This is a genomic window from Streptomyces flavalbus (assembly GCF_042674625.1).
In the GTDB taxonomy this organism is placed as follows: Bacteria; Actinomycetota; Actinomycetes; order Streptomycetales; family Streptomycetaceae; genus Streptomyces; species Streptomyces flavalbus.
This window is the reverse complement of sequence record NZ_JBHTEB010000001.1, coordinates 6,195,261-6,212,925: the sequence shown is the minus strand read 5'-3', so window position 1 is coordinate 6,212,925 and position 17,665 is coordinate 6,195,261. Positions and strand designations below refer to the sequence as shown.

14 protein-coding genes and 2 pseudogenes are annotated in these 17,665 nt (G+C 73.5%); 9 read left to right on the top strand and 7 right to left on the bottom strand.

Features of this window, described 5'->3' with window-relative positions:
• The first annotated feature begins 25 nt into the window (after positions 1-25).
• The 3 genes and pseudogenes from ACFQZ6_RS27820 to ACFQZ6_RS27810 all read left to right on the top strand — a co-directional run bounded on the left by ACFQZ6_RS27820 (position 26) and on the right by ACFQZ6_RS27810 (position 4,055).
• Complete coding sequence (locus tag ACFQZ6_RS27820) at positions 26-1,348, top strand: DUF692 domain-containing protein (protein WP_381614136.1); 1,323 nt, start codon at positions 26-28, stop codon at positions 1,346-1,348.
• Positions 1,349-1,443: 95 nt separating this feature from the next.
• On the top strand, positions 1,444-2,247 hold the full coding sequence (locus ACFQZ6_RS27815) for a TIGR04222 domain-containing membrane protein (RefSeq protein ID WP_381614133.1): 804 nt from the start codon (positions 1,444-1,446) through the stop codon (positions 2,245-2,247).
• Positions 2,248-2,388: 141 nt separating this feature from the next.
• Positions 2,389-4,055: pseudogene (locus ACFQZ6_RS27810) on the top strand (alpha/beta hydrolase).
• Between the two features lie 9 nt (positions 4,056-4,064).
• Here ACFQZ6_RS27810 and hemQ read toward each other — a convergent pair.
• Complete coding sequence (hemQ, locus tag ACFQZ6_RS27805; RefSeq protein WP_381614130.1) at positions 4,065-4,796, bottom strand: hydrogen peroxide-dependent heme synthase; 732 nt, start codon at positions 4,794-4,796, stop codon at positions 4,065-4,067.
• Positions 4,797-4,801: 5 nt separating this feature from the next.
• Complete coding sequence (gene hemG, locus ACFQZ6_RS27800; RefSeq protein ID WP_381614127.1) at positions 4,802-6,268, bottom strand: protoporphyrinogen oxidase; 1,467 nt, start codon at positions 6,266-6,268, stop codon at positions 4,802-4,804.
• A gap of 210 nt (positions 6,269-6,478) precedes the next feature.
• On the opposite strand from hemG, the gene ACFQZ6_RS27795 reads away from it, so the two are divergent.
• Both ACFQZ6_RS27795 and ACFQZ6_RS27790 read left to right on the top strand, forming a co-directional pair.
• Positions 6,479-7,480, top strand: a complete 1,002-nt coding sequence (locus tag ACFQZ6_RS27795; RefSeq protein WP_381614124.1) for a DUF4349 domain-containing protein — start codon at positions 6,479-6,481, stop codon at positions 7,478-7,480.
• A 27-nt stretch (positions 7,481-7,507) separates the two neighbouring features.
• The gene (locus ACFQZ6_RS27790; RefSeq protein ID WP_381614121.1) at positions 7,508-8,902 is read left to right on the top strand and encodes an FAD-dependent oxidoreductase; all 1,395 of its coding nucleotides are present in this window, start codon (positions 7,508-7,510) and stop codon (positions 8,900-8,902) included.
• Between the two features lie 19 nt (positions 8,903-8,921).
• Here the strand turns inward: ACFQZ6_RS27790 and ACFQZ6_RS27785 are convergent, their stop codons facing one another.
• Positions 8,922-9,215 (bottom strand): hypothetical protein, encoded by a 294-nt coding sequence (locus ACFQZ6_RS27785; protein ID WP_381614118.1) that lies wholly within the window; start codon positions 9,213-9,215, stop codon positions 8,922-8,924.
• A 108-nt stretch (positions 9,216-9,323) separates the two neighbouring features.
• Here ACFQZ6_RS27785 and ACFQZ6_RS27780 point away from each other — a divergent pair, with 108 nt between their 5' ends.
• Positions 9,324-10,148, top strand: coding sequence for a rhomboid family intramembrane serine protease (locus ACFQZ6_RS27780; RefSeq protein ID WP_381614115.1), 825 nt, complete (start codon positions 9,324-9,326; stop codon positions 10,146-10,148).
• Between the two features lie 3 nt (positions 10,149-10,151).
• Here ACFQZ6_RS27780 and hemE read toward each other — a convergent pair whose 3' ends face one another.
• Complete coding sequence (hemE, locus tag ACFQZ6_RS27775; RefSeq protein ID WP_381614112.1) at positions 10,152-11,219, bottom strand: uroporphyrinogen decarboxylase; 1,068 nt, start codon at positions 11,217-11,219, stop codon at positions 10,152-10,154.
• Between the two features lie 97 nt (positions 11,220-11,316).
• Between hemE and ACFQZ6_RS27770 the strand changes: the two genes are divergently transcribed.
• The 3 genes from ACFQZ6_RS27770 (at position 11,317) to ACFQZ6_RS27760 (ending at position 14,538) form a co-directional block, all read left to right on the top strand.
• A complete protein-coding gene (locus tag ACFQZ6_RS27770) occupies positions 11,317-12,015 on the top strand; it encodes a DUF3000 domain-containing protein (protein ID WP_381614109.1) in 699 nt (232 codons plus the stop codon).
• Positions 12,016-12,267: 252 nt separating this feature from the next.
• Complete coding sequence (locus ACFQZ6_RS27765; RefSeq protein WP_360224832.1) at positions 12,268-12,930, top strand: helix-turn-helix transcriptional regulator; 663 nt, start codon at positions 12,268-12,270, stop codon at positions 12,928-12,930.
• A 318-nt stretch (positions 12,931-13,248) separates the two neighbouring features.
• On the top strand, positions 13,249-14,538 hold the full coding sequence (locus ACFQZ6_RS27760; protein WP_381614105.1) for an HRDC domain-containing protein: 1,290 nt from the start codon (positions 13,249-13,251) through the stop codon (positions 14,536-14,538).
• Positions 14,539-14,547: 9 nt separating this feature from the next.
• On the opposite strand, the gene ACFQZ6_RS27755 is transcribed toward ACFQZ6_RS27760, so the two are convergent.
• The 3 genes and pseudogenes from ACFQZ6_RS27755 to ACFQZ6_RS27745 all read right to left on the bottom strand — a co-directional run bounded on the left by ACFQZ6_RS27755 (position 14,548) and on the right by ACFQZ6_RS27745 (position 17,646).
• Complete coding sequence (locus ACFQZ6_RS27755) at positions 14,548-15,378, bottom strand: carbohydrate ABC transporter permease (RefSeq protein WP_381614102.1); 831 nt, start codon at positions 15,376-15,378, stop codon at positions 14,548-14,550.
• On the bottom strand, positions 15,375-16,331 hold the full coding sequence (locus tag ACFQZ6_RS27750; RefSeq protein ID WP_381614099.1) for a carbohydrate ABC transporter permease: 957 nt from the start codon (positions 16,329-16,331) through the stop codon (positions 15,375-15,377). Before ACFQZ6_RS27750 ends, ACFQZ6_RS27755 begins: the two co-directional genes overlap by 4 nt.
• Positions 16,331-17,646: pseudogene (locus ACFQZ6_RS27745) on the bottom strand (ABC transporter substrate-binding protein). The gene ACFQZ6_RS27750 and the pseudogene ACFQZ6_RS27745 overlap by 1 nt, the downstream one beginning before the upstream one ends.
• Positions 17,647-17,665: the final 19 nt, after the last annotated feature.

The window sequence follows — 17,665 nt, the reverse complement described above, 5'->3', positions numbered from 1 at the left end:
AAGGTGCCGAGGAGGGGGACGGGCCATGGAACCGCTGGGTACGGGGATCGGGTGGCGGCCGGAGATCGCGGACGCCGTGGCGGGGCTGCCGGGTGTGGACTGGGTCGAGGTCGTCGCCGAGAACGTCTGCCCGGGGCACCTCCCGGAGCCCCTGCTGCGGTTGCGGGCGCGCGGGGTGACGGTGGTCCCGCACGGGGTCTCGCTCGGGCTCGGTGGCGCGGACCGGCCGGACGCGGACCGGCTGGCCGCGCTCGCCGAGCGGGCCGAGGCGCTGGGCTCGCCGCTGGTCACCGAGCACATCGCGTTCGTCCGCGCGGGCGGGCCGCTGACCGCGTCGCCGCGCCTGGAGGCGGGCCACCTGCTGCCGGTGCCGCGCACCCGGGACGCCCTGGACGTGCTGTGCGAGAACGTCCGCGTCGCGCAGGACGCGCTGCCGGTGCCGCTCGCCGTGGAGAACATCGCCGCGCTGTTCTCCTGGCCGGGCGAGGAGATGACGGAGGGCCAGTTCCTCTACGACCTCGCCGACCGCACCGGCGTACGCCTCCTCATCGACGTGGCCAACCTGCACACCAACCACGTCAACCGCGGCGAGGACCCGGCCGAGGCGCTCGCCGAACTCCCGCTGGAGGCACTCGCCTACGTGCATGTCGCGGGCGGCTTCCAGCGCGACGGCGTCTGGCACGACAGCCACGCCCACCCCGTGCCGCGGCCGGTCCTCGACATCCTGACCGACCTCGCCTCCCGGGTCCGGCCACCGGGCGTCCTGCTGGAGCGGGACGAGAACTTCCCGGCGCCGGCCGAGCTGGAACGGGAACTGACGGCGATCGGGGAGGCGGTGGCGAAGGGGCGGGCGCAGGCGGCACCGGACGGGCTGCGCAAGCGGCCCGCCGCGCCGTCGGCGCCGGACGGATCGCGGCAGCGGCTCACCCCGCCGTCCTCGCCGGACGGATCGCGGCAGCGCCTCGCCCTCCGGCAGACGGCCCTGCTCTCCGCGCTCGTCGCGGGCACCCCCGCGCCCGAGGGGTTCGACCGGGCGCGGCTGCGGGTGCAGTCCCGGGCGCTCGCCGGGAAGCGGGCGGACGTGGTGGCCAAGGTCGCCCCGGAGCTGCCCCGCATCCTCGGCGGCGGCTACCGTCCCGCCTTCCTCGCCTACGCCCACGCGCACCCGATGACGGGCGGCTACCGGCGCGACGCCCTGGACTTCGCCGGGAGCCTGCTGGACGCCGGGCGGCCGCAGGAGGCGCGGGCGCGGCGGGAGTTGCGGCAGTGGTGGCGGGAGCGCTCGGGACCGGCGCCGCGTCCGGCACGGCTGGGGCGGCGGTTGCTGGGGCGGCGGTCCGCGGTCTGACCCGGAGGACCCGGAACGTCACATACCGACAACTTCGGTGCCCGGATGGTGAACAGGGTGTGGCCAACCCCAGGCCATTGGCATAGAAACACGGCATGTTCTGGGTTCTGCTCCTGCTGCCCGCCTGGGTCGTCGCCGGTGTGGCGTGTACGCGGTTGTGCCTGGCCGCCGTGCGCGCGGCGGCGGTGGACACGGCACCCGGCGGGAGACGTGACCTCACCCTCTACGAGGCCGCCTTCCTCTCCGGCGGCCCGGCGCGGGTCGCCGATCTGACGCTGGTGTCGATGGCCCGTCAGCGGCGGTTGCTGCTCGCGCACACCGGCTGGGCCACCGTCGTCGACCCGCGCGGGCGCGATGACATCGAGCGGTCGGTGATCGGGGCGATCGGCCCGGAGGGGCAGTCCCCCATCGCGCCGGTGCGCACGGCGACGGCCGCCGCGGACCCGGTGCGGGGCCTCGCCGACGGGCTGGTCCGCGCGGGCCTCGCGGTGCCGGACGGTTCGCGTACGACGGTGGCGGCCGGAATCCGGCAGGTGCGGCTGGCCGCGCTGGTCGTGCTGGCGCTCGGCGTGACCGCGCTGCTGGCGCCCGCGGGGCTGCTGCCCACGGCGGCGGAGACGCCGCGCCCGCTGATCGCCCTGTGGTTCGCGCTGCCGCTGACGCTCACGCTGAGCTGCCTGATCATCGCCCGCATCGAGGTGCACCCCTACTCCCGCTGGGCCTCCCCCGCCGGTCAGCGCCTGCTGGGCGCCCTGACCCGCCGCAGCGCCCGCTCCACCGGCGACGACCACGCCTACCTGGCCACCGTCGCCGTGCACGGCATCCGCGCGGTGGGCGAGCCGGACCTGCGCGCGGCGTTCGCGCACCGCGCCCACGGCGCCCAGTACGTCCGCGACTGACCGGAGCGGCGCGCACGGGACGGGCGCACGGGACGGGCGCACAGGTGTACTGATGTCGACACCCGCACCGGGTGCTTGCCTTCCACCACAAGCGCCCGAAACATCCCTTTCGCCACCTCCGTACGGCGAAAGGGACACGCGATGCCAGCAGCCGCCCTCCTCTCGGCCACCGGGTCAGCCCTGCTCCTGGCCAGCCTCGTGGCCGCCCCAGCGGGCGGGGCGCCGGACGGCGGCGATGCCCCGCTCCGGCCCGAGGCGTCGGCCGAGGCGCGCGGCACCGCCGTGGCCGCCGCGCGGGCCGCGCCGCGGGTATCAGGTTCGGCAAGTGCGCCGAGGCGCAGGACATGCCGGGCAGCCTGCGCTGCGGCACGGTCAGCGTCCCGCTGGACTACGCCCGCCCGCACGGCCAGCAGATCCGGCTCACCGTCAGCCGTGTCCGCGCCACCGGCCAGGACCCGCGCGACGGCAGTCGCCGGGTGCCCCGGCAGGGCGCGCTCGTCTACAACCCGGGCGGCCCCGGCGACTCCGGCCTGTACTTCCCGCTGGTCGGCCTGGTCCCGGAGTGGAAGCGCCTCGCGGGCGCCTACGACCTCGTCGGCTACGCCCCGCGCGGGGTGGGCGACTCGGCGCCGCTGTCCTGCGAGGACCCCGAACGGTTCTTCAAGGGGCCCTCGCAGGCGCCCGCCCGCCCCTCGGAGTCGTACAAGCGCGAGCGGGTCGCGGAGGCGAAGGCGTACGCGCGCGGCTGCGCGGAACGCGGTGGCGCCGCCCTGCGGCACTACCACTCCCTCAACAACGCCCGGGACCTGGACGTCCTGCGCGCCGCGCTCGGTGAGCGGAAGCTGACGTTCATGGGCGGGTCGTACGGCACGTACTTCGGGGCGCTGTACGCGACGCTGTTCCCGTCGCACGTACGGCGGATGGTGTTCGACTCGGCGGTGAACCCGGACCCGGCGGGGATCTGGTACCGCAACAACCTCGCCCAGTCCGCCGCGTTCGAGGACCGCTGGACGGAGCTGCGGGAGTGGATCGCCACCCACGACGCCGTGTACGGCCTCGGCGCCACCGCCGAGGAGGTGCTGGACAGTTACGAGCGGGCGGCGGCGCGGCTCGCCACCGCACCGGCGGGCGGGAAGGTCGGCCCGGGGCAGTTGCAGAACGCGTTCCTGACGGCCGGGTACTACGACGACTACTGGCCGCTCCGCGCGCACGCCCTGTCGGCGTACCTGAAGGGCGATCCGCAGCCGCTCGTCGACATCGCCGCCCCGCCCGAGGAGGCCGCGGCCGAGGCGGAGAACTCCCGCGCGGTCTACACGGCGGTCGAGTGCAACGACGCGCCCTGGCCCACCGACTTCGCGGTCTGGGACCGGGACAACACCCGGCTCGCGCGGGTGGCGCCCTTCGAGACCTGGGACAACGCGTGGATGAACCTGCCGTGCGCGTTCTGGCAGGCTCCCCGGCAGCGCCCCCTGGACGTCCGCACCGGCCCCGGCGAGCTGCCGCCGACGCTCATCCTGGCCGCCGAGCGGGACGCGGCCACGCCGTACGAGGGCGCCCTCGAACTCCACCGCCGCCTGTCCGGCTCGACGCTGGTCACCGAGCGCGACGCGGGCACCCACGGCATCGCCTACGGCCCCAACGCCTGCGTCAACGCCCACGTGGACGCCTACCTGCTGGAGGGCCGCCTCCCGGCCCGGCGCGCGTCCTGCGCGGGCCACCCGCTGCCGGAGCCGACGAAGCCGGAGCCCGCGGCGCCGGACGGCGACCGGTCCGCCCAGCGGGCACCGGCCGCCCGGCCCGCCGCCTGAGCGGGGCCCTTACGCCAGGCCCGCCACCAGCTCCGCCACCGACTTGCGGCGGCCGGTGTAGAACGGCACCTCCTCGCGGACGTGCAGCCGCGCCTCGGAGCCGCGCAGATGACGCATCAGGTCGACGATGCGGTACAGCTCGTCGGCCTCGAAGGCGAGGATCCACTCGTAGTCGCCGAGGGAGAACGAGGCGACCGTGTTGGCGCGCACGTCGGGGTAGCCGCGGGCCATCTTGCCGTGGTCGGCGAGCATCCGGCGGCGGTCCTCCTCCGGCAGCAGGTACCAGTCGTAGGAGCGCACGAAGGGGTACACGCTGACGTAGTCGCGCGGGGTCTCGTCGGCGAGGAACGCCGGGATGTGCGCGCGGTTGAACTCGGCGGGCCGGTGCAGCGCCATGTTCGACCAGACGGGCTCCAGCGCGCGGCCCAGCCTCGTGCGGCGGAAGAGGTTGTACGCCTCCTGGAGCTGGTCGGCGGTCTCGGCGTGCCACCAGATCATCAGGTCGGCGTCGGCGCGCAGCCCGGAGACGTCGTAGGTGCCGCGGACGGTGACGTCCTTGGCGGCGAGCTGGTCGAACAGCTCCTGGACCTCGTCGGCGTAGCCCGCGCGGTCCTCGGGGAGGACCTCCTTCAGCCTGAAGACGGACCACAGGGTGTAGCGGATGACCTCGTTGAGGTCCTTGGCCAGCTTGCCCTTGTTGGGGATGCGGCCGGTGGCGGGGGTGGGGGCTTCGTCGCTCATGCTTCCTATTCTCCTGTTCCGCCCTGGGCGCGGGGCACCGGGTGGGCGGTGACTTCCTCCACACCGCGCGGGTCGCCGAGGGCCCGGTCGACGGCGGTGCGGGCGCCCGCGACGCAGGCGGGGATGCCGACGCCGTCGTAGGCGGCGCCGCAGACGGCGAGCCCGGGGAGCTTGCCGAGGTGTTCGCGGACGCGGGCCACGCGCGCGTGGTGGCCGACGACGTACTGCGGCAGGCCGTCGTCCCAGCGGGTGACGCGGGTGGCGACGGGGGCGGCGTCCAGGCCGGTCGCCGCGCGCAGGTCGGCGCGGGAGACGGCGACCAGGTCGGCGTCGTCGCGCGTGAGGATCTCCGTCTCGCCGTACCGCCCGAGGGAGGTGCGCAGGACGACGACGTCGGGGTCGTCGTCGGCGATCCAGCCCCACTTGCGGGAGGCGAAGGTGGACGCCTTGATGGTGTGTCCGTCCACCGGCGGGACGAGGAAGCCGCTGCCCTCGGGGAGGCGCTCGGCGTCGGCGCGCCGGTAGGCGAGGGTGACCAGCGCCATCGACGCGTACTCCACGGCGGCCAGTTCGGCCGCGGCGGCGGGGGCCTCGGCGCGCAGCAGGTCGGCGGCGGCGCGGGCGGGGGCGGCGACGACCACGGCGTCGGCGCGCAGCACGCGCTCCCCGGCGGTGACCCGCCAGCCGCCGTCGGCGTCCCGGCGCAGCCCGGTCACCGGGGTGCCGGTGAGGACCTCGCCGCCGCGCGCGCGGACGGACTCCGCGACCGCCAGCGGCAGGCTGCCGACGCCGCCCTCGATGCCCATGAACACCGGGCCGGTCTGTGGGGCGGCGGTGGCGGTGGCGGCCTTGGCCTGGAGGGCGCGGACGGCCTCGGTGAGCGAGGCGTGGGCGCGGGCGGCCTCGAAGAGCTGGGGGACGGACGCGCGCATCGAGATGCGGTACGCGTCGCCCGCGTAGACGCCGCCGAGCAGGGGTTCCACCAGCCGGTCGACGACCTCGCGGCCGAGCCGGGCCGCCACGTACTCCCCCACCGCGACGTCGTCGCCGACCTCGGTGCGGGGCAGGTCGGCGTCGCGCTCGATGCGGGCGAGGCCCTCGTCGGACAGCACGCCGCTCAGCGCGGCGGCGGTGCCGGGGACGCCCATGACGTGGCCCTTGGGCATGGGGCGCAGGGCGCCGCGGGTCCAGATCGCGGCGGTGGTGGTGGCGGGCGCCTGGAGGCGGTCGGCGAGCCCGGTCTCGCGCGCGAGGGCGACGGCCTCGGGGCGGCGGGCCAGCATCGACTCGGCGCCGAGGTCCACGCGGACGCCCGCGATCTCGCCGGGCAGCAGCTTGCCGCCGACCCGGCCGGACGCCTCCAGGACGGTGACGCGCGCGCCGTGGCCGAGGGCCTGGTGGGCGGCGGCCAGTCCGGCGATCCCGGCTCCGATGACGACGACGTGTGTGCTGTCCGTTGCTCCTGCGCCCATGGCTCCGCTTCTTGCTGCGCTCATGGGTCCACCCTCTCAGACACCACTGACACTCCGACCAGGGCCATGTGGCCCCACCGCGCGTCCGCCAGGGCCATGTGGCCCCGCCGAGTCCCGACCGTGACCGCATCGGGACCGGATCAGTCCAACGTCCCGGACCGCCCCCACGTCGAAGGAGCGTCAGTTCCACGAACCCGGGGGTGGACCCTTATGCGCACACCAGTCACCGCACGGCGGCGTTCCGTGCGGGCCCTGGCCGCGATCCTGCTGGCCTCGGCGCTCGCGCTCGCCGGATGCACCGGCTCCGACGACAGCGCGGGCGCCGACTCAGCCGCCGACCTTCAGGCGGACTCCAAGGCGGGCGGTGAGGAGGGCGCCGCCGGGCGCGCCAGCGGGGGCGACCAGGCGGCGAAGTCCACGCCGACCAAGCTCACGCCCAGCCACGTCATCCGCACCGCGTCCCTGACCGTGCGCGTGAAGGACGTACCGAAGGCCCTCGACGGGGCCCGCGCCGCCGCCGAGGGCGCGGGCGGCTTCGTCGGCAGCGAGACCACCACCCGCGACGAGCACGGCGGCGAGCACACGCGCGTGGTGCTGCGGGTGCCCAGTGACGCCTACGAGGACGTCCTGACCGATCTGGAGGGCGCGGGCAAGCTCCTGGAGCGTACGGCGAAGGCGCAGGACGTCACCGACCAGGTGGTGGACGTCGAGAGCCGGATCAAGACGCAGCGGGCCAGCGTCGCCCGCATCCGGGAGCTGATGGACCAGGCGACCAAGCTGAGCGACGTCGTCACCCTGGAGGGTGAACTGAGCACCCGCCAGGCCGACCTGGAGTCCCTGCTCGCCCAGCAGGCCGCCCTGAAGGACCGCACGAGCCTGGCCACCATCACCCTCACCCTGTCCCAGAACCCGGTGAGGGAGCGGGCCGCGGACGACGACGACCCCACGTTCGTGGACGCCGTCGGGGGCGGCTGGGACGCGTTCGTGACGATGCTGCGCTGGCTCGCGGTCGCGGTCGGCGCGGTGCTGCCGTTCGTCGCGGCGCTGGCGCTGCTGGTGCTGCTGTGGCTGCGGGTGGTGCGGGCCCGGCTGTCGCGCCGCCCGGCCCCCGCACCGGCGACGACCGCGCTGGGCCCGCTGCCGCAGGCCCGCCCCGCGCCGCGCCCCGAGCAGGGCGAGGGTGAGGGTGAGGGTGAGGGCGGGCGGGACTGAAGTACGCGCTGCCCGTAGCGTGTTCGTATGGACGACACCACTCCCGGGAGCCACAGCAGCCGTCTGGTCGTGATCGGCGGTGACGCCGCGGGCATGTCCGCGGCGTCCCAGGCCCGCCGTCTGAAGGGCCCCGGGGAACTGGAGATCGTCGCGTTCGAGCGCGGCCACTACGCCTCCTACTCGGCGTGCGGCATCCCGTACTGGGTGGGCGGCGAGGTCACCGGTCCCGAGGAGCTGATCGCCCGTACGCCCGAGGAGCACCGGGCCCGCGGCATCGACCTGCGGATGCGCACCGAGGTCACGGAGATCGACGTGGCCGGGCAGCGGGTACGCGCGCGTGACGTCGAGTCCGGGGCGGAGTCCTGGACGCCGTACGACCACCTGGTCATCGCCACCGGCGCCCGGCCGATCCGCCCGGACATGCCCGGCGCGGACGCCTCCGGGGTGCACGGGGTGCAGACCCTCGACGACGGGCGGGCGCTGCTGGACACCCTCGCACGCGCGCGTGGGCGTCGCGCGGTCGTCGTCGGCGCCGGGTACATCGGCGTGGAGATGGCCGAGGCGCTCATCAACCGCGGGTATGAGGTGACGGTCGTCAACCGCGGCCGGGAGCCGATGTCCACGCTCGACCCCGACATGGGCCGTCTGGTGCACCGGGCCATGGAGGGCCTCGGCATCCGCATGGTCAACGACACCGAGGTCACCGAAGTGCGCACCGACGCCGAGGGGCACGTCCGCGCGGTGGTCACCCCGGACGCCGAGTACCCGGCGGACGTGGTCGTCCTGGGCATCGGCGTCCGCCCGGAGACCTCCCTCGCCCGGGCGGCCGGGCTGCCGCTCGGCGAGCACGGCGGGCTGCTCACCGACCGGGCGATGCGGGTGCGCGGGCACGAGAACGTCTGGGCGGGCGGCGACTGCGTCGAGGTGCTCGACCTGGTCTCCGGCCGCGAGCGGTACATCGCCCTGGGCACCCACGCCAACAAGCACGGCCAGGTCATCGGCACCAACGTCGGCGGCGACTACGCCACCTTCCCCGGCGTGGTCGGCACCGCCGTCAGCAAGGTCTGCGACCTGGAGATCGCCCGCACCGGCCTGCGCGAGAAGGACGCCCACCGCGCGGGGCTGCGGTTCGTCACCGCCACCATCGAGTCCACCAGCCGCGCGGGCTACTACCCCGACGCCTCCCCCATGACGGTGAAGATGCTCGCGGAACGCCGCACCGGCCGCCTCCTCGGCGTCCAGATCGTCGGCCGCGAGGGCGCGGGCAAACGCGTCGACATCGCCGCGGTCGCCCTCACGGCCGGTATGACGGTGGACCAGATGACCGCCCTTGACCTGGGCTACGCCCCACCGTTCTCCCCGGTCTGGGACCCGGTCCTGGTAGCGGCCCGCAAGGCGGCGAAGGCGGTACGGGACTCCTGAGCGCGCCCGAGGCGTGCCGTTACGCCGATCCGCTGAGCCTCGGCAGGGACGCCACCGACCCGCTCCCCGGCGCCGCCGACGGCTGCTCACCCGCCCCCACCCCCGGCCGGGCGTGCGCGGCCGACGCGCGGGCGGACCGCAGCCGGTGGCTCACCGCCTCGTCCAGCGTCACCGGCCGCTGCATCTGCGCGGCGAGCCGTCCGGCCTCCTGGCCGAGGCGGGCCACGTCCTCCCAGGGCAGCCGTACCACGAGGGCCAGTTCGGCCTCACCGTCGGGCAGGGCCTGCATCGGGGGAACCACTCGGTCGCTCATCGCCTGTGTCCTCACGTCGTCGGTCGACAAGACCTACGGGAGGACATACGGGCGCACGGACGGCGGCGTTCACCGATTCGCGGGGCGCATCGCGGGCACTACTCCTGTGTGGTCATCCCCGTCCATGACGTGAACCCCGTGCGCCGCACCCCCTGGGTGACGTACGCGCTGATCGGCGGCTGCGTCTTCGTGTTCCTGTTCATGCCGGGCCTGTCCGGCTCCGTGGCGGGCGACAGCAGCCTGGCGCAGTTCTGCCACCTCCAGGCGTTCCTGGACCAGTACGCGGTGGTCCCGCGGGAGCTGATACACCACCAGTTCCCCCGGCTGGTGCCGACGGGCGAGGTGGCCGTGGGCCCGCAGGGCACGGGCTGTCTGCTCGGCCCGGCCGACTACGACAAGTCGCCCGAACTGAGCGTGCTCACCGCGATGTTCCTGCACGGGAGCTGGCTGCACCTGCTGGGCAACATGCTCTTCCTGCTGATCTTCGGCAACAACGTCGAGGACCGCATGGGCCATGTGCCCTTCGCGCTGTTCTACGGCGTCTGCGGCTACGCGGCGACCTACGGCTTCGCCCTGTTCAACGACGGCTCCGCCGACCCGCTGATCGGCGCCTCCGGGGCGATCGCCGGGGTGCTTGGCGCCTACCTGGTGCTGTACCCGAGGGCGAGGGTGTGGGTGCTGGTGCCGTTCCTGGTGTTCCTGCCGCTGCGGCTGCCCGCCTGGCTGGTGCTGGGATTCTGGTTCGTGCTCCAGGCGCTGTACTCCTCCGGGGAGGGCGTCTCCGAGGCGGGCACGGTGGCGTACGCGGCGCACATCGTCGGCTTCCTCGCGGGGATGCTCATCGCCTGGCCGCTGCGGCGCGGCACGCCACCGCCGCCGGAACCACGCGGCCTGCTGTTCGGCAGGCACGCCCGGCCCCGGCACACCTGGTGAGCGTCAGCGCGCCGTCCGCGTGTGGACGTACTCCACGAGCCGGGTGAGCGCGTCCGGTTCGGTGGTCGGCAGGACGCCGTGGCCGAGGTTGAAGACATGGCCCGCCAGGCCCGCCGCCGCGTCCAGCACCTCCTGGGTCTTGGCCTCGACGGCCTCCCGCGGGGCGAACAGGACGGCCGGGTCCAGGTTGCCCTGGAGCGCCTTGCCGGGGCCGACGCGGCGGGCGGCCTCGTCCAGCGGGACCCGCCAGTCGACGCCGACGACGTCCGCGCCCGCCTCGCCGAGCAGGCCGAGCAGCTCACCGGTGCCGACGCCGAAGTGGATGCGCGGGACGCCGTACTCCGCGACCGCCTCGAACACCTTGCTGGAGGCGGGCAGGATCGAGCGGCGGTAGTCGGCGGGGGCGAGCGCGCCGACCCAGGAGTCGAAGAGCTGGACGGCGCTGGCGCCCGCCTCGATCTGCACCTTCAGGAAGGCGGAGGTGATGTCGGCGAGGCGGTCGAGCAGGTCGGCCCACAGCTCCGGGTCGCCGTACATGAGCGCCTTGGTGTGCTCGTGGTTGCGGGACGGGCCGCCCTCCACGAGGTAGCTGGCGAGGGTGAACGGGGCGCCCGCGAAGCCGATGAGCGGGGTCTCGCCCAGCTCGGCCGTGAGCAGGCCGATCGCCTCGGTGACGTAGGAGACGTCCTCGGGGGTCAGGTCGCGCAACTGGGCGAGGTCGGCGCGGGTGCGGATGGGGCGCTCGACGACGGGGCCGACGCCGGGCTTGATGTCGAGGTCGACGCCGATGGCCTTGAGCGGGACGACGATGTCGCTGAAGTAGATCGCCGCGTCCACGCCGTGCCTGCGCACCGGCTGGAGGGTGATCTCGGTGACCAGCTCGGGCCTCATGCAGGACTCCAGCATGGGGATGCCCTCGCGGACCTTGCGGTACTCCGGCAGGGAACGCCCGGCCTGCCGCATGAACCACACCGGGGTGTGCGGCACGGGCTCGCGCCTGCACGCCCTCAGGAAGGCGGAGTCGTACGTGGCGGTCGGCTGCTTGCCCGTCGGGCTTCCCTTGGCACTCACGGGAAGAAGTCTCGCACGGCGCCGGGGCGCGTGTGGCGCGGGTCCGGGCGGGGTGTCCTCCCTGCGCTCGGGCCGCGTTCCGCTTAATCTTCCCCGCATGGCTGCGGCTCAGGGACGACTGTCGGACGGCGCTGGCGGAATGGGCGAATCCAGGGGGCATGACAAGGAGAACGAGGCCAACGAGGCCAACGACGGCACCGCGGGCGAGGCGGTCCCGGCGGCCTTCGCCGCCGCCGTCGACGCGCTGCGGTCGGCGCGGCTGCGGCCCCAGGTGGAGGTGGAGCCGACCCGGGCGCCGCGGCGGCTCGCGCCGTTCGCCTACGCGCTGGAGGCCACGGTCGTCGACGGCGAGCAGGACCTCGCCGACGGGCGTCTGGTGCTGCTGCACGACCCGGCCGGGCACGACGCCTGGCGGGGCGCGTTCCGGCTGGTGACGCTGGTGCGGGCGGAGCTGGAGCCGGAGATGGCCGCGGACCCGCTGCTGCCCGAGGTGTGCTGGTCGTGGCTGACCGGGGCGCTCCAGGCACGCGGGCTGACGTGCGGCGAGCCGAGCGGCACCGTCACGCGCGCGAGTTCGCACTACTTCGGCGGGCTGTCCGCGCGCCCGGCCGCCTCGCAGATCGAGATCCGGGCGTCCTGGACGCCGCGGGAGGGTCTGGGCGGGGTGCCGGACACGGCGGCGCACCTGGCGTCCTGGTGCGATCTGCTGGCCCAGGTCGCGGGGCTGCCCCCGGCCGGGCCGGGGGACGCGTCGGTGGTGACGTTGCCGCAGCGCCGCGGGCCGCAGTCACACTGAGTCCCGTCGGTCACGCCGGGCCTCGTTCCGGTCGGCACACTTTGTCGACACGACCACTTTTTGACACGTATCGACACACACGCGAGCGTGAACGATCCGACTTGGTCTTCGGATGATCGATCGCATGTCCGAATTGCACGGATTGTTACTCACCAGATCGTGATCATTTCCTAAAGGCGGACGCCTTGGGTGCCGAAGACGACTGTGACCTTGAAAGCCCGTCCCCGCACTTCCCGCACTCCAGGAGGCCTGGTGTCCGTTCTTCTCGAGCAGCCCGCAAGCCTGGTCGCCTACCGTCCGAACAAGCCGACCGCCATGGTGGTCGTCGCCGATCCGCGTGTCCGCTCCACCGTCACCCGCCACCTGTGGGCGCTCGGCGTTCGCGATGTCATCGAGGCCTCGTCCATCGCCGAGGCCCGCCCCCGCGTCGGCAACCCCCGCGACATCTGCGTCGCCGACGTCCACCTGCCGGACGGCTCCGGCCTCACCCTGCTCTCCGAGACCCGCGCCGCGGGCTGGCCCAATGGCCTCGCCCTGTCGGCCGCCGACGACATCGGCGCCGTGCGCAACGCGCTCGCGGGCGGCGTGAAGGGCTACGTCGTCACCGGCACCCGCACCAACATCGGCCTCCCCACCCGTCCGGGCGCCGCCCCGATCGGTGCCGCCGCCGCCCGGCTGCACCGCCGCCCCCCGGGCGCCCCGAGCCACCCCGGCGGCTACCGCGAGCTGTCCGGGCGCGAGGTGGAGGTGCTGCGGCTGGTGGCCGAGGGCCAGTCCAACAAGGCCATCGGCGTCTCGATGGGCCTGTCCGCCCTGACCGTCAAGAGCCACCTCGCCCGCATCGCCCGCAAGCTCGGCACCGGCGACCGCGCCGGAATGGTGGCGGTCGCCCTGCGCACCGGCATCATCCACTGACCCCACCCACCGCTCACCGCGCCCGCCGACGGGCCTGGACCGTCGACGGGCGCACCCGTGTCCGCGCCCGCCCTGGCCATGGACCTGTTCCAGCCACCTCCCCGCCGGACGACGCCGGACCGGCCGCGCCCGCCCCGCCCCGACCAGCCCCGCGACCGCGGGCCACCGGTTTGCGGAGAGCAACGGGACGCCCCGGCCCCGTGACCGCCGCCGCCCCCACCGGGCCGATCATGGATTCCGGCAGCGTTTCGGCAGGTCAGCCACCCAATGGCCGGAACGCGCAGGTCAGCGGGTCGAACATCCGGATACCCTTGACAGGTGACCGACGCCCAAGAGACCGCAGCAGACACTTCACTGCGAACCACCGGGGGCGCCCCTCCGGACGACGCCGGATCTGCGGAGACCAAGGCGCCGATCCCGCTGCTGGAACCACGGGAGGGCATTCCGCCGGTGGTCGCGGACGAAGCGGCCCTCGCGGAGGTCGTCGCCGCCTTCGCCGCCGGTTCCGGCCCCGTCGCCGTCGACGCCGAGCGCGCCTCCGGCTACCGCTACGGCCAGCGCGCCTACCTGGTGCAGCTCCGCCGGGAGGGCGCGGGGACCGCGCTCATCGACCCCGTGGCCTGTCCCGACCTGTCGGGCCTCGGCGAGGCGCTCGCCGGTGCCGAGTGGGTGCTGCACGCCGCCACCCAGGACCTGCCGTGCCTGCGGGAGATAGGCATGGTCCCCAGCGAGCTGTTCGACACCGAGCTGGCCGGGCGGCTCGCCGGGTTCCCGCGGGTCGGGCTCGGCGCGATGGTCGAGGGCGTCCTGGGCTTCGTCCTGGAGAAGGGGCACTCCGCCGTCGACTGGTCCACCCGGCCGCTGCCCGAGCCCTGGCTGCGCTACGCCGCCCTCGACGTGGAACTCCTCGTCGACCTGCGGGACGCGCTGGAGAAGGAGCTGGAGAGGCAGGGCAAGCTGGAGTGGGCCCGGCAGGAGTTCGACGCGATCGCCTCGGCGCCGCCGCCGGAGCCCCGCAAGGACCCCTGGCGGCGCACCTCCGGGATGCACAAGGTGCGGCGGCGCCGCCAGCTCGCCGTGGTGCGCGAGCTGTGGCAGACCCGGGACCGGATCGCGCAGCGCCGGGACATCTCCCCCGGCAAGGTGCTCTCCGACGCGGCCATCGTGGAGGCCGCGCTCGCGCTGCCGACCAACGCGCAGGCGCTCGGCGCGCTGAACGGTTTCGGCCCGCGCACCGGCCGCCGCCAGCTCGAACAGTGGCAGGCCGCGGTGGACCGCGCCAAGGCCCTGCCCGAGGCACAGCTCCCGCAGCCCGGCCAGCCGGTGCAGGGGCCCCCGCCGCCGCGCGCCTGGGCCGACAAGGACCCGGCCGCCGCCGCCCGGCTCTCCGCGGCCCGCGCCGGGGTCTCCGCGCTCGCCGAACGCCTCAACATGCCCCAGGAGAACCTGATCACCCCGGACACCGTCCGCCGGGTCTGCTGGGAGCCCCCGGCCGACACCACGCCCGAGTCGGTCGCCACCGTCCTCACCGGCTACGGGGCCCGGCCCTGGCAGGTGGAGCTGGTGACACCGGTCCTGGCGAAGGCGCTGGCCGCGCAGGCCGGTTGAGGAGCGCCGTCACCGCGTCGCCCCCCGGGTGAACCCGTTGTAGATGAACCGCTGGAGGAACAGGAAGACGATCAGCGTCGGGAGGATCACCAGGACCGTCCCCGCCGAGATCGTCTCCCAGTGGGCGCCGAAGGGTCCCTTGAAGCGGAACAGGGACGTCGAGATCACGCCCAGGTCCTCGGAGGGCATGTAGAGGAACGGGAGGTAGAAGTCGTTGTAGGTGGTGATGCCCTTGACGATCACCACCGTAGCGATCGCCGGTTTCAACAGCGGGAAGATGATCTTCCAGTAGATGGTGAAGGCGTTGGCGCCGTCCAGCCGGGCCGCCTCGTCCAGGGAGACCGGGATGGACCGGACGAACTGCAGGAAGATGTAGACCGAGACGATGTCCGTGCCCATGTAGAGGACGATCGGCGCCCAGAGGCTGTCGAACATGCCGAGGCTGTTGACGATCTGGAAGGTGGCCACCTGCGTGGTGACACCGGGAACCAGGGCCGCGACCAGGAAGAGCGCGACCACCAGCTTCCGGAAGCGGAAGGTGAACCGGTCGATCGCGTACGCCGTCATCGAGCCGATGAGGACCGTGCCGCCGATGGCGACGGCCAGGATGACGGCGGTGTTGGCGAACGCCCGCAGCATCTCGCCGTCCTGGAAGGCGGTGACGTAGTTGGCGAAGTTGAGCGGGTCGTCGGGGAGCGCGAGCGCGCCGCTGCCGTCCGCCATCTCCCGCTCCGACTTGAGGGAGGTGAGGAGGACGGCGGTCAGCGGAAGCAGTACGACCACCGTCGCGCCGATCAGGGACAGGTACACCAGGGTGCGGGCCACCGCGCGGCGCGTCATGTGAGGTCCACCTTGTCGTCGGGGACGAGGCGCCGCTGCACCCAGGTCACCGCGAGCACGATGAGCAGCAGCACCACCGCCGCCGCGGAGGCGAGCCCCGTCTTGTTGAACTGGAAGGCCAGCTTCACGGTCTGGATCACGAAGGTCTCGGTGCCGGTCGCCCCGCCGGTCATGATGTACGGGATCTCGAAGACGGCCAGCGAGCCGGAGACGGAGAGGATCACCGTCAGCGACAGCACCGGCCTGATGCCCGGCGCGATGATGTACCGGAACTGGTGCCAGCGGCTGGCCCCGTCCAGCTCGGCCGCCTCGTACAGCTCCCCCGGGATGGACTGGATCGCGCCGAGGAAGAGCACGAAGTTCAGGCCCAGGTAGCGCCAGACGGAGACGGCGGCCAGCGAGGTGTTCGCCGACTCCGGGGTGCCGAGCCAGGCGCGGTCGCTCTCCACGCCGAGCAGGCCGAGCACGGAGTCGAGGGTGCCGCCGTCCTGGAAGAAGTAGAGGAAGACGAAGCCGATCGCGACGCCGTTGATCAGGTACGGGAAGAACAGCACGCCCTTGAAGAAGTTCCGGAAGCGGACGTTGAAGCTGAGGACCGTGGCGAAGTACAGCGCGGCGACGATCTGCACGACGGAGGCGGCCAGGTAGTAGCCGCTGACCCAGAAGACCTCGAACAGGTCGGGGCGGGTGAGGAGTTCGGTGTAGTTCTCGGTGCCCGTGTAGTGCAGTTCGGGGCTGAGGCCGTCCCAGTCGGTGAAGCTGTACGCCACCATGTTGGCGATCGGCGCGTAGGTGAAGACGGTCAGCAGGGTGAGCGGGGCCAGCAGGAACAGCCAGGGGGTGATCCCGCGCCACAGCCGCGCCGGGCGCGGGGCCGGGGCGGGCGCGGGGACGGCCGGTGGAGCCGCCCCCGCGCTGGTGCCGACGGCCGCCTTGTGGGTCGTCTCCGCCATCAGGACCCCAGGGACGCTTGGGTGTCGGTCCACCGCTTGCTGAGGTCGGCGAGGAAGTCGTCCAGGCTGCCCTTGGTGGCGCCGCGGGCGAGGTCGACGAGGTCCTGGCGGTAGTCGGGCTTGTTGATGCCGACCTCCGACTGGTTGTCGATGGACTTCACCTGGGCGCCTTTGGTGTCGTCGAGGTCGAGCAGCTTGACGCCCGCCTCCTCGAACGGCTTGAGCACGTCGGGCAGCGGGGCGTCCTTGCGCGGGTCCAGCGCCAGGTTGTCGGCGGCGTAGCCGGACTCGTCGGTGAACCAGTCGATCCAGGCGCGGGCGGCGGCCTTGTGGTCGGAGTGGATGTTGACGGCCTGGTTGTAGTCGGGGAGCGTCACCGCGCAGAACGCGCCGTCCCGCTGGACGGGAAGGGCATGAAGCCGATGTCGTCGGGGTCGGCGCCCGCCTGCTCGGCCGCGCCCCGCATCTGGATGACCGCCCAGGAGCCGAGCCACATGGTGGCGATCTCACCCTTGGCGATCCGGGGCTTGGACGCCTCCCAGTTGGTGGTCGTCGGGTCCTTCTCGGTCAGCCCCTCGCGCACGATGTCGTACAGCAGGGTGTCGGCGGTGCGCAGGTCGGAGCCCTCGGCCCACGGGTCGCCCTCGGCGAGCCGGGTGGTGGCCTGGTCGTCGCAGCTCACCGAGCCGTTGACCTGGGTCCACTGGCTGAGCGGCCACATGTCCTTGAAGTTGGTGTAGTACGGGATGGCGTCGGTCCTGGACCGGATCGCCTTGAGGTCGTCGAGGAACTCGGCCGGTGTGGTGGGCCAGTCGGTGATCCCGGCCTCGCTCCACACCCGCTTGTTGTAGATGAACCCCGGGACCGCGCCCAGCGGGCTCTGCCCGTACACCTTGCCGTCGACGGTGGTGTAGTCGGTGAAGCGGTACTTCGCGCCACGCTCCTCGGCGGTGCCGAGGGAGGCGAAGAACCTCGGGTAGTCCTTCTTCTCGACCACTCCGGGGATCATGAGGACGTCGCCGTAGTTCTCCGTGTTCATACGGATCTTGACCTCGCCCTCGTAGTCGGTGATGCCGTCGAACTTCACCTTCACCTTGGGATAGGTCCTGTTGAACGCGGCGGCGTACTTCTCCATCGTCCCGTCCTGCACCAGGTCGGTGCGGTGGGTGAGGACCGTGATGGTGCCGCTGACCTGCTGCGGGTCGTCGGGCGCGTCGGCGTCGGCGCCGCCGGAGTCGCCCGCTGTACCGGTACAGGCGGCGAGCAGCAGCGCGGCGGTGGTGGCGGTCACGGCCAGGAATGTGCGGCGGTTCATGTGCGTCAGCTCCGTTCGT

Coding starts and splice junctions, on each gene's coding strand:
- ACFQZ6_RS27820 (WP_381614136.1), top strand. CDS start 26: ATGGAACCGCTGGGTACGGGGATCGGGTGGCGGCCGGAGATCGCGGAC.
- ACFQZ6_RS27815 (WP_381614133.1), top strand. CDS start 1,444: ATGTTCTGGGTTCTGCTCCTGCTGCCCGCCTGGGTCGTCGCCGGTGTG.
- hemQ (WP_381614130.1), bottom strand. CDS start 4,796: ATGAGCGACGAAGCCCCCACCCCCGCCACCGGCCGCATCCCCAACAAG.
- hemG (WP_381614127.1), bottom strand. CDS start 6,268: ATGGGCGCAGGAGCAACGGACAGCACACACGTCGTCGTCATCGGAGCC.
- ACFQZ6_RS27795 (WP_381614124.1), top strand. CDS start 6,479: ATGCGCACACCAGTCACCGCACGGCGGCGTTCCGTGCGGGCCCTGGCC.
- ACFQZ6_RS27790 (WP_381614121.1), top strand. CDS start 7,508: ATGGACGACACCACTCCCGGGAGCCACAGCAGCCGTCTGGTCGTGATC.
- ACFQZ6_RS27785 (WP_381614118.1), bottom strand. CDS start 9,215: ATGAGCGACCGAGTGGTTCCCCCGATGCAGGCCCTGCCCGACGGTGAG.
- ACFQZ6_RS27770 (WP_381614109.1), top strand. CDS start 11,317: ATGGCTGCGGCTCAGGGACGACTGTCGGACGGCGCTGGCGGAATGGGC.
- ACFQZ6_RS27755 (WP_381614102.1), bottom strand. CDS start 15,378: ATGACGCGCCGCGCGGTGGCCCGCACCCTGGTGTACCTGTCCCTGATC.
- ACFQZ6_RS27750 (WP_381614099.1), bottom strand. CDS start 16,331: ATGGCGGAGACGACCCACAAGGCGGCCGTCGGCACCAGCGCGGGGGCG.